General features: G+C 48.7%; 11 protein-coding genes. 6 read left to right on the forward strand and 5 right to left on the reverse strand.

Annotated features, from left to right (window positions below; translation table 11 throughout):
- Window positions 1–186: 186 nt before the first annotated feature.
- Together HZF10_RS07060 and HZF10_RS07065 are read left to right on the forward strand one after the other, a co-directional pair.
- Window positions 187–630, forward strand: a complete 444-nt coding sequence (locus HZF10_RS07060) for a DoxX family membrane protein (protein WP_176005499.1) — start codon at window positions 187–189, stop codon at window positions 628–630.
- A 134-nt stretch (window positions 631–764) separates the two neighbouring features.
- Window positions 765–3,494 (forward strand): DUF7619 domain-containing protein, encoded by a 2,730-nt coding sequence (locus tag HZF10_RS07065; RefSeq protein ID WP_176005500.1) that lies wholly within the window; start codon window positions 765–767, stop codon window positions 3,492–3,494.
- A 62-nt stretch (window positions 3,495–3,556) separates the two neighbouring features.
- On the opposite strand, the gene HZF10_RS07070 is transcribed toward HZF10_RS07065, so the two are convergent.
- Window positions 3,557–8,065, reverse strand: a complete 4,509-nt coding sequence (locus tag HZF10_RS07070) for an ELWxxDGT repeat protein (protein WP_176005501.1) — start codon at window positions 8,063–8,065, stop codon at window positions 3,557–3,559.
- Window positions 8,066–8,312: 247 nt separating this feature from the next.
- Window positions 8,313–9,245, reverse strand: a complete 933-nt coding sequence (locus HZF10_RS07075; protein WP_176005502.1) for a M48 family metalloprotease — start codon at window positions 9,243–9,245, stop codon at window positions 8,313–8,315.
- Window positions 9,246–9,359: 114 nt separating this feature from the next.
- Here HZF10_RS07075 and HZF10_RS07080 point away from each other — a divergent pair, with 114 nt between their 5' ends.
- The gene (locus HZF10_RS07080; RefSeq protein WP_176005503.1) at window positions 9,360–11,600 is read left to right on the forward strand and encodes a T9SS type A sorting domain-containing protein; all 2,241 of its coding nucleotides are present in this window, start codon (window positions 9,360–9,362) and stop codon (window positions 11,598–11,600) included.
- A 29-nt stretch (window positions 11,601–11,629) separates the two neighbouring features.
- Here HZF10_RS07080 and HZF10_RS07085 read toward each other — a convergent pair whose 3' ends face one another.
- Window positions 11,630–12,133, reverse strand: coding sequence for a DUF456 domain-containing protein (locus HZF10_RS07085; protein WP_176005504.1), 504 nt, complete (start codon window positions 12,131–12,133; stop codon window positions 11,630–11,632).
- 53 nt (window positions 12,134–12,186) lie between these two features.
- Between HZF10_RS07085 and HZF10_RS07090 the strand changes: the two genes are divergently transcribed.
- A complete protein-coding gene (locus HZF10_RS07090) occupies window positions 12,187–12,687 on the forward strand; it encodes a hypothetical protein (protein WP_306454591.1) in 501 nt (166 codons plus the stop codon).
- Window positions 12,688–12,768: 81 nt separating this feature from the next.
- Here HZF10_RS07090 and HZF10_RS07095 read toward each other — a convergent pair whose 3' ends face one another.
- Window positions 12,769–13,902 carry a glycosyltransferase family 2 protein gene (locus tag HZF10_RS07095; protein ID WP_176005505.1) on the reverse strand — a complete coding sequence of 378 codons (1,134 nt, stop codon included), beginning with the start codon at window positions 13,900–13,902 and terminating at the stop codon, window positions 12,769–12,771.
- Window positions 13,890–14,831: a lysylphosphatidylglycerol synthase transmembrane domain-containing protein gene (locus HZF10_RS07100; protein WP_176005555.1), complete on the reverse strand. Its 942-nt coding sequence runs from the start codon at window positions 14,829–14,831 to the stop codon at window positions 13,890–13,892. The genes HZF10_RS07095 and HZF10_RS07100 overlap by 13 nt, the downstream gene beginning before the upstream one ends.
- Window positions 14,832–14,850: 19 nt before the next feature.
- Here HZF10_RS07100 and ruvC point away from each other — a divergent pair, with 19 nt between their 5' ends.
- Both ruvC and hemW read left to right on the forward strand, forming a co-directional pair.
- A complete protein-coding gene (gene ruvC / locus HZF10_RS07105) occupies window positions 14,851–15,402 on the forward strand; it encodes a crossover junction endodeoxyribonuclease RuvC (protein WP_176005554.1) in 552 nt (183 codons plus the stop codon).
- 22 nt (window positions 15,403–15,424) lie between these two features.
- A complete protein-coding gene (gene hemW / locus HZF10_RS07110) occupies window positions 15,425–16,549 on the forward strand; it encodes a radical SAM family heme chaperone HemW (protein ID WP_176005506.1) in 1,125 nt (374 codons plus the stop codon).

Here is a 16,549-nt window from a genome sequence, read left to right on the forward strand (position 1 = left end):
CATTTATAGATAGCTTTTTTGCATTTATGGGCATTCCGATTGTGGTTTGGTAGTTAGTCTCCCGACGCTTCGGGAAAAAGCTTTCCATTTATAGATAGCTTTTTACATTTATAGACCTTTCTTGAACTCCTTCAAGTTTTTTCGGGTTTACATGGATTTCCTTTGTGTGTATAAAACTTCAATACGATGGAATCAAAAACAATGCATATCGCCCAATTATTCTTGAGGATTTCGCTTTCGGTTTCTTTCTTTTCGGCTGTCGCGGATCGTTTCGGTTTGTGGGGAAATCCCGGCGAACCTTTCGTAGCTTGGGGAAACTGGGAAAACTTTTTAGCGTATTCGGCTTCCGTAAACAGTTTCATGCCGTCACAAGTACTCGGGATTTTGGCCGTTTCGGCGACCGCACTCGAAATTGCACTTCCCTTTTTTTTGCTGATCGGATATAAAACCAGGATCGCCGCGGCTACTTCGGGAATTCTGTTGCTCATGTTCGGATTGGCGATGACGTTCGGATTTTCGATCAAAGCACCGTTGGATTATTCCGTATTCACGGCAAGTGCAGGTGCTTTTCTACTTTCGTGTATCAAAGAATACGGGTTAAGCCTCGATAAGATGCGGGCTTCCGAATAAACGATTTCTGTTTATGGATCGCGTCTGAAAAGCTTGTCAGACGTTAAAATTTAAATTTCAAGGTGGGGTTTTTTGCCACAATTGTGTCTAGTTCGTGAAATCGTGCTTAACTTATTATACACTAAAGGCAGCTTATGAAAACACCTCTATTTTTTTTATTGTTCTTTTTATCGGTATTCGGAATCCACGCGCAAGAATGTGAAACGCCGACGGCTTTGCAAATTTCGAACATAACCACAGAATCGGCTTCGTTCGCCTGGACCGCAAACGGTTCCGAAACCCAATGGGAAATCCTCGTGCTTTACGCAGGCGGACCGTTTCCGCTTCCGACGATGGAAGGCGTCATCGTCTCGAACAATCCCGCAACGCTCACCGGGCTTGAATGTCCCGAAAGTTTCGACGTTTACGTGCGTGCGGTTTGCGCCACTTCGAACAGCGATTGGTCGATGCCGGTGACTTTCTCTACGACGGGTTGTCCGGGTTCGGTTGGCGATCCTCAAGATTTGTACGCTTGTGCACAAGACGGTACGGCCTGTTTCGACCTTAGTGCGAACGACGAACTCGTTTTGGGAAGCTCCGAAGCATGGGAAGTCGAAATCACCTATCATACCAGTCAAGCCGATGCCGAAAACGGCGACAATCCGATTCTCGACACGACCCAATATTGCATTGCGGAATCTGTAGGTACGCAAACGCTGTACGTTGCGGTGAACGACTTCTTCGCCGGAACGCAAAACATCTATACGTTCGATATTATCGTTTCTACGGTCAACACAAGCGATTTGCCATTGAGCCCGATTACCCAATGCGATCAGGAAGGAACGGGTACGATCGTTTTCGATTTGACCGTCGCGGCATCCCAACTTGGTTCAGGCACGCTTACCTATTATACCACGCTGCAAAATGCGATAGGAGAACAAAATGCAATAGCTCAGCCAGCCGCGTATGCGGTCAGTTCGGCGAGTGGCAGCAGCACCATCTACATACGCGAAGATTACGGAGTTGGCTGTGATTTTGTGTACACGATGCAAATCAACGCGCTTGCCAATTGCGATAATCCCGCGTTCTGCATCGGCGCCAATTCGCTGTGTGATGCGTTGGGCGTGCCGTTTGCCAATACGACGGGCGTTGACCAAGCCGAATCCGGAAACGATTACGGTTGCATGGATACGACTTACGATCCGACTTGGTTTTACTTTTCGACAAGCGGAGCAGGCAACATCGAACTTTTGATCGAGCAAAGCACCGACATCAATTTTTCCGAAGCCAATCTCGACATCGACTTCATCTGCTACGGACCGTTTGCCAATCCTTCGGACGCCTGCACACAACTTACGACCGACAAAATCGTCGATTGCAGTTATTCGGCCTCGTTGTCAGAAGTCGTATCTATCCCAAATACGCAGCCCGGTCAGTATTATCTGATCATGGCATCGAATTACGACGGTGTTCCCGGTTATATCCGCGTTTCCGAGACGAACAACAGTCAAGGCGAGATCAATTGTACTGGATTGCGTTTGAACGCGTTTTTGGACGCGAACGGAAACGGTACGAAAGAAGCTTCCGAAGCGAATTTCAACCTGGGTCAATTCCACTACGAAAAGAACGGGAACGGAATCGTGCACAACATCACGTCACCGACGGGCATCCATCGCATTTACGACACCAATACGTCGAATGCCTACGATCTGAATTACACCGTGAATTCCGAATATGCATCGTATTACAACCTCACGACGAATTCGTATGCCGATGTCAGTGCGGTCGAAGGCGCCGGATTACAGGATTATCCGTTTCCGGTCACGATCGCACAAGTTTATAACGACGTGGCCGTGACGATTGTTCCGAATGAAGAGCCGCGTCCGGGTTTTACGTACGACAACACGATCCGATACACGAATTCAGGAAATCAACCCGTGGCTTCGGGAACGCTTACATTTACGCATGATGCGGCGGTTTCGATCGTTTCCGTTTCCCAATCGGGTATCGTAAACACGCCCAACGGATTCACATATGTGTTCACAAACTTGCAACCTTTCGAAACGCGTGAAATTACCGTGACGATGCAAATCCCTACGATTCCGACCGTCAATTTGGACGACTTATTGACCAATACGGTCTCGATTGCCGGAGTTTCGGGCGAGGTCACTACAGAAAATAACACGTCCACTTCGGCCCAGATCGTCATCGGTTCCTACGATCCGAACGATAAAATGGAAGCCCGCGGCCCGCAAATCCTGCATTCGTCATTCACGTCTGACGATTATCTGTATTACACGATCCGATTTGAGAACACGGGAACGGCAAGCGCCATAAACATTCACGTAGACGATACGCTCGATGCACAGCTCGACGCCGAAACATTGCGTATGGTGAGCGCGAGCCACAATTATACGTTGGATCGCGTCGGAAGCCAGTTGCGTTGGCGATTCGAAAATATTTTGCTGCAACCGTCTGTAGAAGGTTCTTCGGTAGGACACGGCTACATCACGTTCAAAGTCAAGCCGAATCCCGGTTATGCAGTCGGCGACGTAATTTCGAACACCGCCCATATTTATTTCGATTTCAATCCCGCGATCGTGACCAATACGTTCACCTCGACTTTCGTTTCCCAATTGCAGGTCGATGAGTTCAAACAGCAGACACTCGTCGTCTATCCGAATCCCGTAGACGATTACGTGACGTTTTCGTTCAACGACAATTCCGACATCGAAACGATTATCATTTACGACGTAACGGGCAAACGTCTTTTGCAGACTTCAAACAATACGATCGATTTGTCTTCGGCCGCTCCGGGATTGTATTTCGCCGATGTGCTCACGCGCGACAAAATCAAGTTTACACGCAAACTCGTGGTAAAATAAACCTGTAATCTAATTGTTTACGAATAAAAAAGCCTTCCGTTTTGTGGAAGGCTTTTGTTTTATCATCGCTTTATCACGCGCAAGGTCTTCGAATGGATTCCTTGTAAAACTGAAACCGTGTAAACGCCCGACGGCAGGTTTTTACCCCATTCGAGGTTTTCGATTTCGTCGGCCGCTACGGTTTGGGCCGCGATCAATCGTCCCGTCGTGTCGTATATTTTGACTTCGACGGCTTTCGCTTCCGCGGATTCCAAATCCAAACGGAAGTCGTTGCTATACGGGTTCGGATACGCCAAAACAGAAAATTCCGTTTCAAGCGCAATCGGTTTCTCGTCTGTCGCAATCTGTCGTGCCGCGCCAGGAGCGGTTATCGTGCAACTTTCCCCAAAAGGCGACCAACTTCCGGCAGTATTTACGGCAACTCTCACGGCATATTCGGCCGAAGGCGTAAAATTCGGCACCAAATGGAACGTAAACCAGTTTTGCGTGCGGTCGATCACCGTGGTTTCGAAATTGCCCGAACTCATGTTCGTAACCTCGAAACGATACGAACTTGCATGAGATACGCTCGAGGTCGCGATAAGCGTCCCGGCCGAATTGATCACGGCGTTGCAATCGATCAACATCGGTACGGTCGGGCTTGAGATAGTGCAGGCCGAACCGTAATTCGAGAACGAACCGTTGGTTTTTACCGCGACTTCCACCTGATACGTCGTGCCGTAATTGTATCGCGCGAGCATCGTGAGCGAAAACCAATGTTGGTTGCGATCGAGAACCTGGACGGCATTTGCGCCAACCGGATCGGTGAGATTCGTCACCCGGAAGCGATATTGGGTCACGCCCGCAAGACTCGTCGTCGCGATCAACGTGCTCAACGAAGCCAGGCTTGTGTTGCATTGAGACGGATCGATTGCACCGGATCCGCCCGGATCCAAAATTGCCGGAGTCGAAATCTGGCAACTCGGTCCGTAATAATTAAGCCAGATACCGTTCCTTTTGAGCATGACCGAAATCGTATACGTCGCCGCATAATCGTAATTAGGCAATTGGGTAAGCTGGAAATTCGGCACGTTGCGGTCGATGGTCTGTTCCGAAAGGTCGCTATTGTTTACGACTTTAAAGCGATAACCGTTCACGGGCGAACCATGACTCACCGCTCCTATAAGCGTTCCGATGGACGAAAGCGTCGTGCCGCATTGAGAAGGCAAAACCTGTGAAAAAACCTGGCTGCCGTCGTCTATCGTGCCGTTGCAGTCTTCGTCTATGCCGTTGTACGCGATTTCGGTTGAACCGGGATGAACGCTTGCCGAAGAATCGTCGCAATCGGTATTGTCCAAAACAAAATTTTCTGGCTGTATACACGAGGTGACAGACGAGGTCGCGTCCCCGAAACCGTCGGCATCCGTATCGGCGTAATAAGTGTTTTCCTCGCAACCGACCGTATTGACCCAAAAACCGCCGAACCCCGTCGTTTCAAAAGACACTTCCCATCGGTTCTGTGACGCATTCCATATAATATGGGAATCTTCGGGATTTATCGAGATTTCTGGCTCGACATACGAATTCGGTAGGCCTGTAGTATCAGAAGACTGGCCTTTCCTGTGGCCGATGCGCAGGTTCGAAATGCCTTGCGAATCTGAAGGGTTTTGTGGCAAAAGGCTTGACGGGGTTGGCATCTGTAAATTGAAACTGTCAAAATCGGCTTGAGAAAAATACAAGGTCACTTTACCCGTAGCCGTATCCGGATTCAGGCTTGGCTTGATTTCATGATGCCTTCGAGAAATACCAGCGGGCTCGTCGGATTCGATCCATTGTTTGATCACCACCGTACCCGAAACAGGATTGGCGCCCGTGGCATCGAGGCTCGCCAGTAATTTGTTGAAAAGGTTGCAATGGCAACTTTCCGTACCAGCCTGCGTCTCCACGTTGAAGGTCTGGGAAGTATAAGCTTGTGTCTCGATCGCATTGGTTTTGGCACAATTGCCCAAAGCCCAAAGTTCGGCCGAATAAAAAATGTAAGGCGATGTAGAGAAATAATCCCTTTGGAAAAAGATCTTGCTTCCGGTAGAAACGAAAGGACCTCCTTCGATGTTTTGATCGGAGAGCAGGACGGTGCCGGCTTCGGTTCCATCCGTTTTCCAAAGCGAGCGATTCGTCCCCGCCGGATTCAAAGCCGTAAAATGCAATTCGCCGTTGTGTACGAACAAAGCACCCGCGTTTGAACTACCGGGACCGACTACGATTTCTTTGACTATCGAAGTGATGGTGCCATCTGTTTTGTACAATTCCTGGCCGTTCGTTGGATTGGTTGCCGTAAAATACACATTGCCTCCAAATGTCATGAGACCGGTAGGAGAGCTGCTTCCCGAAGGATTGATGTCGGCGAAAAGGACAGTTCCTGCTGTAGTTCCGTCGGTGCGCCAAAGTTCCTGGTTGTTTGAAGAGGAAGTAGCGTTGAAGTACATGTAGTTGCCCAAAACGGCATACTCATAACCAATACCGCCTGTTGAGCCGGGCCAAATATCTTTCAGTAATATTGTACCTGATGCTGTCCCGTCGCTCTTCCAGAGTTCCATACCGTTGCCGGGATATGAATTCACGAAATAGAGTGCACCGTTGAAAGCCCTGAATTCGCTTGGTTCTGAATATTCGGTAGGCGAGACGAGTTTGATAAAAACCGTTCCGGCGGTCGTGCCGTCGCTTTTCCATAACTCGCTTCTGTAGCTATCGGTGTCCGAATAGACGCTGAAGTACAACGTGTTTCCCACCACCGTCAGGTTTTTTGGGGAAGAACCGGTCCAGCCGGCTTCTATGTCTTTTACAAGGGAAGTTCCGGCAGGAGTTCCGTCGCTTTTCCACAATTCTTCGCCATCGCCTGCAGTTGCCTGAAAATACATCAGGTTGTTGTAAATCGCAAATTCCTGAGGGTTTGAGCTGCCACCGCCGACAGAAATATCCACCGCCATCACGGTCCCAGCTTCGGTTCCGTCGGTTTTCCATAACTCGATGCCGTGCGTGTCGTTAGCGGCAGAGAAATACAGCATGCCGTTGTATGGCACGAATCGGGAAGGGTAGGGAGTCGAACCATACATTCCTGGATAAATGTCTTTCAGCAATACGGTTCCGGCTTCTGTGCCGTCAGATTTCCAGACTTCGAAACCGTGTACACCGTCATCGGCCCAAAAATACGACGCCCCATTGAAGGCAACCATTTCCATAATATTCGATCCCGAGGAATCCTGGTAGATGTCTTTCACTATTTTGGTGCCGACAGCCGTTCCGTCGGTTTTCCAGAGTTCGATGCCTTGGCCGCCGTCGGCCGCAAAAATCATCTGGCCGTTCCAAGCGCTCAGGAAAGCAGGATTTGAAGAAGCTCCTGGGTTGATATCCTTGACAACGACGGTTCCTGCCGTTGTGCCGTCGGAAGTCCACAACTCGCGGTCGTTTGCGCCTCCAAGAGCCGAGAAATACAGTGTCCCGTTTATGATTTTCATATTTTGTGGATCAGAAGAAGGCGCTCCCGAGTAGATGTTGCTCACCATAACGGTTCCGGTCTCCGTGCCGTCCGATTTCCAGAGTTCCCTGCCGTCCGAGGCGTTATCCGCAGAAAAGTAAAGCAAGCCGTTCCTTTCGATAAAATTGCCTGGATTTGACCCTAAAGAGCCGGGCCGTATGTCTTTTACGAGAACGGTTCCCGCTGGCGTTCCGTCGCTTTTCCATAATTCGCCACCGTATATGGGGTGGTTACTGCTTCCCGAAAAATACACTACACCGCCCGCAGCAGCGATATTGGGATACACGGAATTCCCGCTCGTATAAAGGTCGGTGAGCATGACCGTTCCTGCTTCTGTTCCGTCCGATTTCCAGAGCTCGTTTCCGTGGGTCGCGTCGGCAGCGCCAAAAAACAAAGTACTGCCCAGAACCGTAAGAGAGAAAGGGCCTGACCCTGAAGTCCCGGGATTGATGTCCTTGACCAGTAGTGTTCCCGCTGGCGTTCCGTCGGTTTTCCAGAGTTCGTTTCCGTAAGGGCTTTTGGTGCAGGCAAAATATATAATGGAATCGATGATCGTAAACATGGAGAAAGTCGTCCCGTCGAGCAAAAGGGTGGTTCCCGCTTCTGTTCCATCGCTTTTCCACAGCCCGTTCGAGGTCGAGAAAATAAGGTTTCCGCCAAATTCCTTGAAATTGGCCATGTCGCTCGGCATCGATTTTACAAGGACCGTTCCTGCCGTAGTCCCGTCGGTTTTCCAAAGTTCGGTGGTGTTGGCCGAGAAAAATACGGTATTTCCCACTTTAGTGAGGTTCTTCGGATCGGAGGAAGTCGCTCCTGCGGCGATTTCCTTGAGCAAGGTCGTACCCCAAGATGTACCGTTGCTTTTCCAGAGTTCGGTTCCGGAGGTATACGTTTTGGCAGAGAAGTACACGTTTCCGCCCATTTCCGTGATGTACTGCGGATTGCCGGTATAAGAAACGTATGCCGTTGAATTGATGTCCTTGACCATGTAAGGAACTTGCGCGATCGCGGTTACCGATACCAGCATAACCGACCAAAATTGTAGAAGTCGTTTCATAAGTTGTTGTTTTTGTTAGCAATAAGGAATGGACGCTGTTTCCCAAATCGAGAAAAGCAGTGTAAAAGTCTGATGAAAGGAAGCGCCCGAACTCAAAAGCACGAATCAAAGGACATGTCGTGAGGCGCAGGATTAAAAATGCGATGGAAATTGATCGAAATATACTGTTTTTCTGTCAGTTGTCAAAATGAAACTGATTTCTAAAACGTTAATTTACAGATGGGTATCTGTCGGAAGAGGAAGTGAATCAAAACTCGTGCTTGCGGATCGTTCCGACGCGTTTTCCGACGCCGTTTTCAATTCCGCCACCGGTCGCGATGTACAGATAATTGTAGTTTTTGTCGGAAATCATGAGTTTGTAGCCTCTTTTGTTCGATTCGGAAAGGTTGCCGATGAGGTAAAATCCGTCTTGTTCCACATTGATGAGATGGCCTTGGTCTGTGATGTAATAGACGCCGTCATCTGAAGTGAAACTCACGTCGAATGCGATGCGGCGTTCTTCGATCACAGGTTGTTCGACTTCTCTTTTCACGACGACGGGACGCTCGACATTTCGGCGAGAATCGGCGTTTTTCGAAACCGTACCGTCTTGTCCGTTGGCGGTATTCCAGCCCAAGGCGATGGCGCGCAACCTGTCCGATTTTGCCGGATGCGTGTGTGAAGCGCGTTGTGAAGCCGCTACGGCCATCGCAGCCTGTGATTCCTTAAGCGATGCGCCCATTTTGTTGAGTACGAAACCCGAGAATTCGTCGGCTTCGAGTTCGGTGTCGGGACGGCTGCCGTCGCTGTCGAGCGTATGTCCGTTCAAATGGTGTCCGATCTCGTGCGCCAGAATGCTGATTCCGGCCCAATACGTTCCCGAAGCCGTGTTGATGTCGTCCATAAATTCGGCATTGTATAAAATATAGCGTTTGGAATCGAGCACTACGGCGGCCGCATTGGGAACGTTGGCTTCGCGTATTTCGAAATTCGGACGCAATCCGATAACGGAAATAATACCGTTGATGACTTTTTTGGCGTGTTCGCTGGCCGGATACATCTTGATCTCATGCGACACATCCTCTCCGTAATAACTGCAAGGTTCGTAATATGAAGCAGTTTGGTTTTGGGACGAAACGCTGCCGAAAAGCAACAATAAGATCGGCACGAAAAATAGTTGGGAAAGTCTTGTCGGGGCCATGTCCTGCAATTTGGGTTCCTATTAAAACAAAAAACATCCGATTTTAGTATCCGCCTTAAGAAGTTTCCGACAGTCTGTTAAATTGTGCTATATTCGTCACACAAACAACGCCTTATGAAACAAGCATTACTTTCTTTTGTATTTTTTACGATTTCGTTGGCCGTTTCTGCCCAGTGTACGGCACCGACAAATCTTACGGTTGTACAGGTGACCGAAACCTCTGCCACGCTCGTCTGGACTGAAACCGGTAACGCCGTGATGTGGGAAATCGCGATCGGAAGCATGGGATCGCCCGCGCCTTCTGCAAATACTCCCGGAATTCCGGCGACGTCCAATCCGTTTGTCGCCGTTGACTTGGAGTGCGGTTATCCTTATTCCTACTATGTGAGAAGCGTTTGTTCGGATGTGGAAAAAAGCCCGTGGTCCGGTCCGATCCAATTCAATACGGTGTCTTGCGGAAGCTCATGTTTTCCGCCACAGGAAGTCCATATCGTGGAACAGACGAACAATTCTACGACTGTGACGTGCTCTCCGACCGTTTCACCGAGTGTCGAATTTTTGGTGCAGTTGAGTTGGGCGCCGCCACCGACTCCTGCGGTTCCGCCAACGGCTTCATCGGATACGTTTCCGTTTACTATGCCCGTTACCGAATGCGGCAATTTGAGCCTGTGGTATCGCAGCGCTTGCAACGCCTCCGTTATGTGGGAAGGCCCGATTTCATTGCGTACGATCAACATGCAACCAAGTCTTGGAACGATTTACGGCTGCGTGGTAAACGATGCGGGCATATTCCATATGGCTGATATCGTTCCGCTGCTTCCCGAAGGCGATGTACATGTTTTTGTGTCGCTCGATCAAGTGATCAATCCGAATACGCAAACCGAGGTCGACTTGGATACGATGGTCTATGTCCCGACATTCGAGGATGCGCCCACGTATTATGCTGTCGTGAGCCAGGACGGTTGCGACGATGTTTATCCGATACAGTTCGTTTTTGCGGATACTTGCCAAGGCTTCAGGCTCGAAGCTTTCCTCGATGAAAACGTCAACGGTACGAAAGATGTAGGCGAAGGCGATTTTCCGATGGGAAAATTTACGTATGCGGTAAACGACGGTACTCAGCTTAACGGATACACACAAGACGGCACGTACTTTATTTACGAGGCGAACCCGGCAAATACATACGATTTCGGATTCGATGTAAATCCGGCGTATGCATCCTTATATTCGACTTCGACGACGTATTCCAATGTTTCGGCTACAGATCAAATTACGGTTCTGCAATTCCCCGTGACGACTGCAAGCCCTTTTGTAGATGCCGCCGTCACTATCGTTTCGACCCAATCGCCAATGCCCGGTTTTATGGCATCCGAAGTCGTGACGTTTTCGAACCACGGTACGCAAACTATCACATCCGGTACGTTGACATACACCAAAGATGCTGCGATTCCCGTCGTTTCGGCCACTTCACAGGGCACGATTACCCACACCGCTACAGGATTTACGCTCGATTTCACCAATTTGCATGCCTTTGAAACGCGTTCTGTGACCATTACCTATACGGTTCCGACGATTCCGACCGTACAATTGGGACAACAATTGCATTCATCGGTTTCGATCGCCTCGGCTTCAGACATCAATACGAACAACAATATCGCGCAATTGACGCAGAACATTATCGGGTCGATGGATCCGAACGACAAAATGGAGGCTCACGGCCCGCAAATTCTGCACAGTTCGTTTTCTGCCAACGATTATTTGTACTACACGATCCGATTCGAAAACACCGGAACGGCCGCGGCCCACAACATCCGTATCGAAGACGTGCTCGATTCGCAATTGAATGAGGAAACGGTAGAGCTGCTTTCATCTAGCGACCATTGCACTTTGACGCGAAACGGGAATTCGCTCGTGTTCAATTTGCCGAACGTTATGTTGCCGCCGTCTGTAGAAAACACGCAGATCGGTCACGGTTACGTTCAGTTCCGTGTCAAGCCGGATGCGGGTTATCAGGTGAACGATGTCATCCCGAACACGGCTTCGATCTATTTTGACTTCAATCCGGCGATCGTGACCAACGAATGGACGACGACGTTCGTAAACCAGTTGCAGGTAGATGAATTCGACGCACAATCTGTTGCCGTTTATCCGAATCCGACCTCAAATTTCGTGACCGTCGCTTTGAAGAATGGGAACGTGAAATCGGCCAGGGTTTATGATGTTTCGGGCAAAATCGTGGCACAATCTGAATTTTCGGATACGATCGATCTGTCGAAAACGACCTCGGGTATGTACTTCCTCGAAATCCTCACCGATTCGAACCAGAAATTCACAAGGAAACTCCTCAAGAAATAAACAAAGAACCGGTCGATTGGCCGGTTTTTTTATGCGAAGAATGCCGATGCGTTCACAAAGAACACGTAACAAAAGATGCCGAGCAACATCATACAGAACACGAACTTGACGAACGTCGAAGCTAAAAACCCGATGAAAGAACCCGTCGCGGCCTTGAGTGCGCGCTTGTGGTCTTGTGAATTGTAAATCATTTCACCGACAAATGCGCCCACGAACGGCCCGATGATGAATCCGCCTGGAATCGGAACGAAAATCCCGACGATAAGCCCGATGTTCGTGCCCCAAATGCCGTAACTGCTGCCGCCGAACTTTTTCGTGCCCTGACTTGGGATCACGTAATCGAGTATCGAAATGACAATCGTAAAGAATAGCGTGATGCCCAAAACCCAATAATTCATCTCGACGGGTTTCGTCAAATACAGCAGCAACAGGCCGATCCAACTTAGTGGCGGACCAGGTAAGACCGGTAAAAAACTGCCGATGATCCCGGCGATTACCAAACACAGGCCGAGAATGGCGAGCAACAAGTCCATAGAAACTATTTTTTACTATTTTTGGGAACGATTCCCTAAAGATACGCCGTATTTTGAGCCGATTACAAACCCTTACCCTAAAATTGACGCTCGCTTTCGGCTTGCCGCTGCTGATGGTTTCCTGTCAGTATTTCGACAAGCAGGTGCCGTCTAAGGACGAATTGCTCGAAAAGGAATTGAAATCGATCAATTGGCAGGAAGTGGATGAGTTTCCTTCGGTCGCCGATTGCGATTCGGTTACCGATAAAGTGATGCGCCGTCAGTGTTTCCTCGATTTTCTCGTGACCAACATACAGCAAAGGCTCAATGCCGAACCTTTAAAGGTTTTGTATCCCGATTTGGATACGATACAAATGAAAGTCACGATTTTCCCCGATTCCCACGTACAGTTCGAGCCCAAACTCAGCGACAGCCTTATTTACGGGAAAGCGACGGTAGACAGCGTACTTCAGGCGCGTCTTGCCGATTTTCCACCTGTAAAACCTGCACTAAAGCGCGACATTCCTGTAAAGACACAGTTTGTTTTACCGGTGGTTTTGGAAGTGAAGAGGTGATTAAGGATTAGGGATTTCGACGAAGGAGAAATCTCGACCAGACGATTGGAGGAGATTTCTCCTTCGTCGAAATCAACAAAACTAACGCGAAAAACGTCTCCCTTTCCACGAATATTTCCCGAACAACGCCCAAACCGCCACGATCACGACGAAAAACGGATACAATATCGAAGCGAAAACCGGAAACAGGAATTTGCCGTTGTTCAAAAATTTGTTCGCTTTCGCAAGCATGATCCAATCGGGAACCAGTTTTAGCAGGAACATCGCCAGAGGCAAACGCCAATCGAAAAAGTCGGTTGCCGTACAAATCACCGAAATCACTAATGCTAGATTCGCCAAAAACGTCACGAGCGCAAGGTTTTCGGCATATTCGTTTTCGTAAGCGACGGTTTTCGAAGCCCATCTCACGCGTTGGTTGAACAATTCAAACCACGATTTTGTCGGTTGGGTTTTTACGATGGCCGATCCCGATTTGAGGTACGCGACTTTTTCGGGAAACGCCTTAATTGCCTTTTGGAGCAAAAATACGTCGTCTCCGCTGGCGAGATTGTCCACGCCCGAAAACCCACCGATCTCATGAAATAATTTCTCGGTATACGCAAAATTCGCCCCATTGCACATAAATGCTTTCCCCATGCCGAAACTTCCGATCGTCACACCTTGCAGACTCAGGAAATCCAAGCGTTGGAAGTGATGCAGGAAACTGTTTTTTCCTGTGTATACGACAGGCCCGGCGATCATTTCGGCCTCGTTTTGCAAAATGAAATCGTTGAAGGTGTTGAGCCAATCGGGATCGACCGAACAATCAGCATCGGTAGTAATCACGAAATCGCCTTTCACGATCGGAATCGCGCGCGAAATCGCATCTTTTTTAGGAGAACCCGACAATCGGATGTTGTCGATCATCGTCGTAGCGAACGATCCGTGGGCCATCCGCCATTTGTTGACGAGGTTTTCGGAAAAATCTTCGGATGCGTCGTTGATGAAGATCAATTCGAACAAATCTTTAGGATAGTCGAGTTTTTCGAACGATTCGAGCAATATCGGCAGGTTCTTTTCCTCGGTGCGGAACGGCACGATGATCGAAAAAGTAGTTTTCGGTTTAGAATCGGAGCGCTCGAACGTTTTCACTTTTGAAAAACCCGAAACCAAAGCGAAAATGAATCCGACATAAATCAGTACATAAACACCAAGAAGAACTGCTACTGTGACCATTGAGATTTGAATTTCACGACATAATAACTGCCGATCGACACCGGCAAAACTACATTTAAAAACCACATGAGCGTCGAGATGAACACGGTAATCCATTCGTTTACGCCGAGCAATCCGAAGAAATAAACCGCGACGCCTCCTTTTACCGCGAAATCGAGAAACTGGAACGTCGGCAGCGAAGATGCGAGAAAATAGGTGCTTGTGATCGCCGACATCAAGATCGGATACGGCAAATCGACGCCGAACATGCGGAACAACACGAAGTATTGATGCGAGAAAACGAGATAGCGGCAAATCGCCAAAAACGTATTCCTATGATGGATTCGCTTTGGAAGTTGATTGGTTTTATGGATGAGTTTCTCGATTGAAAATCCTCGGATCGTGAACTTCCGGAAGAAAAAAGAAGCGAGAAGCAAGACGCAAACCAATCCGAAAATGACCAAGACGTTTTGCGAAGTGATCACGTCGAAATACACGTTGAAATACAGCAATCCGAAAACCCCGAAAAGCACGCTCAAAAGCATTTGGATGCCGTTGCACACGAGATTCAGGAATACGATTTTCTTGGCCAACGGTTTTTCGAAATACAAGGCTTTCGCTCCGTATTCGCCGATTCCGTTAGGCGTGAAAAGTCCGGCAGTCAAAGCTGCGAGTACTTGTTTCGTGGATTCCGCAACCGAAATCGGACGGATCGTCGAGGCCAAATTCTGCCATTTCAAAATCTCGAGAAAACGATTCGCGAACGACAAAAACAGCACGAGCAAAATCGACGGCCACATCCAGTTTTTGAATGTCGAGAGAAATTGCTGCCAATCGAGCTTGTCGTTATTCGCAAGCGCATTCCAGATGTAATAAAAAGCGCCGACGAGCACCAAAACTTTGGCAAGCGCAACCCAATATTGTTTAGTTTTGTGCGAAGAGGCAACCATGCCGCAAAGAAACGACAAATTGGCAAACGAACGCATCATATTGGGCATCGATCCGGGTACGACCATCATGGGTTTCGGATTGATAAAAGTAGTTGGGAAACAAATGAGTTTTTTGCAGCTCAACGAACTTTTGCTGTCTAAATACGACGATCATTACACCAAGCTCAAGGTGATTTTCGAACGCACGATCGAACTCATAGAAACACACCATCCCGACGAGATCGCGATCGAAGCGCCGTTTTTCGGGAAGAACGTACAGTCGATGCTTAAACTCGGGCGTGCGCAAGGCGTCGCGATGGCTGCCGGTTTGTCGCGCCAAATTCCGATCACCGAATACGAACCCAAGAAAATCAAGATGGCGATCACCGGAAACGGAAACGCGAGCAAAGAGCAGGTCGCTAAAATGCTACAACAACTTCTCGGTTTGAAAGAGCTTCCTAAAAACCTCGATTCTACCGATGGCTTGGCCGCCGCGGTATGTCATTTTTTCAATTCGGGGAAAACCGTCGGCTCGAAAAGTTATTCGGGTTGGGACGCTTTCGTGAAACAGAATTCAGACCGCGTAAAGTAATATTCTGTCGTAACTTTGCGCCATGTCGGGCATTTACATCCACATTCCATTCTGCAAACAGGCTTGTCATTATTGCGACTTCCATTTTTCGACGAACTTCAAGAAGAAAGATGATATGGTCGCGGCTTTGGCCAAGGAGCTTGTGTTGCGCAAGCATGAATTTACAGATCAAAAAGTCGGGACGATTTACTTCGGAGGCGGTACTCCAAGCGTTTTGTCAGCTTCCGAAATCAACTTTTTGATCGAAACGGTTTATCGGCATTTCGATGTTTCGGATAATCCCGAAATTACTTTAGAAGCCAATCCCGACGACCTTTCCGACGAGAAAATCCTCGAGCTGTCCGAATCGAAAGTCAACCGGCTCAGCATCGGGATCCAATCGTTCTACGACGAAGACCTGAAGATGATGAATCGTGCGCACAATTCCGCGGAAGCAGAAAAGTCTTTGGCCGAAGCTGCAAAACACTTCGACAACATCACCATCGACCTGATTTACGGCATTCCCGGGATGGATGACGAACGTTGGAAAACCAATATAAAAACCGCGCTCTCGTTCGGCATTCCGCACGTTTCTGCTTATGCGCTCACGGTCGAACCCAAGACGGCGCTTAAGAAAATGATCGCCGAAGGAAAAGTGAATGCGCCCAAAGATGAGGTTGCCGAAAGACATTTCCGTATCCTCACAGAATCCTTGAACCACAATGGATTCGTGCATTACGAACTTTCCAATTTCGGTAAACCCGGTTATTTCTCGCGTAACAATTCGGCATATTGGCTTGGTAAGAAGTATCTCGGAATCGGCCCGTCGGCTCATAGTTTCGACGGCAAATCGCGCAGTTGGAACGTCGCCAACAACAGCTTGTATTTGAAAGGAATCGCTTCTGGAGAGTTACCGTCGGAAACGGAATTCCTGAGCGAAAAAGACCGCTACAACGAGTACGTCATGACGGGACTGCGCACGATTTGGGGCATTTCACTTGAAAAAGTAGAGCAGGATTTCGGATCGGACTTCAAAGGATATCTGTTGCGTGAAGCCCAAAACTTTTTGTCCGAAGGTTTGTTGTCTCTCGAAAACGATGTGCTCAAAGCCACGCCAAAAGGCAAATTCCTGACCGATGGTATCGCATCGGACTTGTTTTGGGTCTGA

Source organism: Flavobacterium agri (genome assembly GCF_013401995.1).
Lineage (GTDB): Bacteria > Bacteroidota > Bacteroidia > Flavobacteriales > Flavobacteriaceae > Flavobacterium > Flavobacterium agri.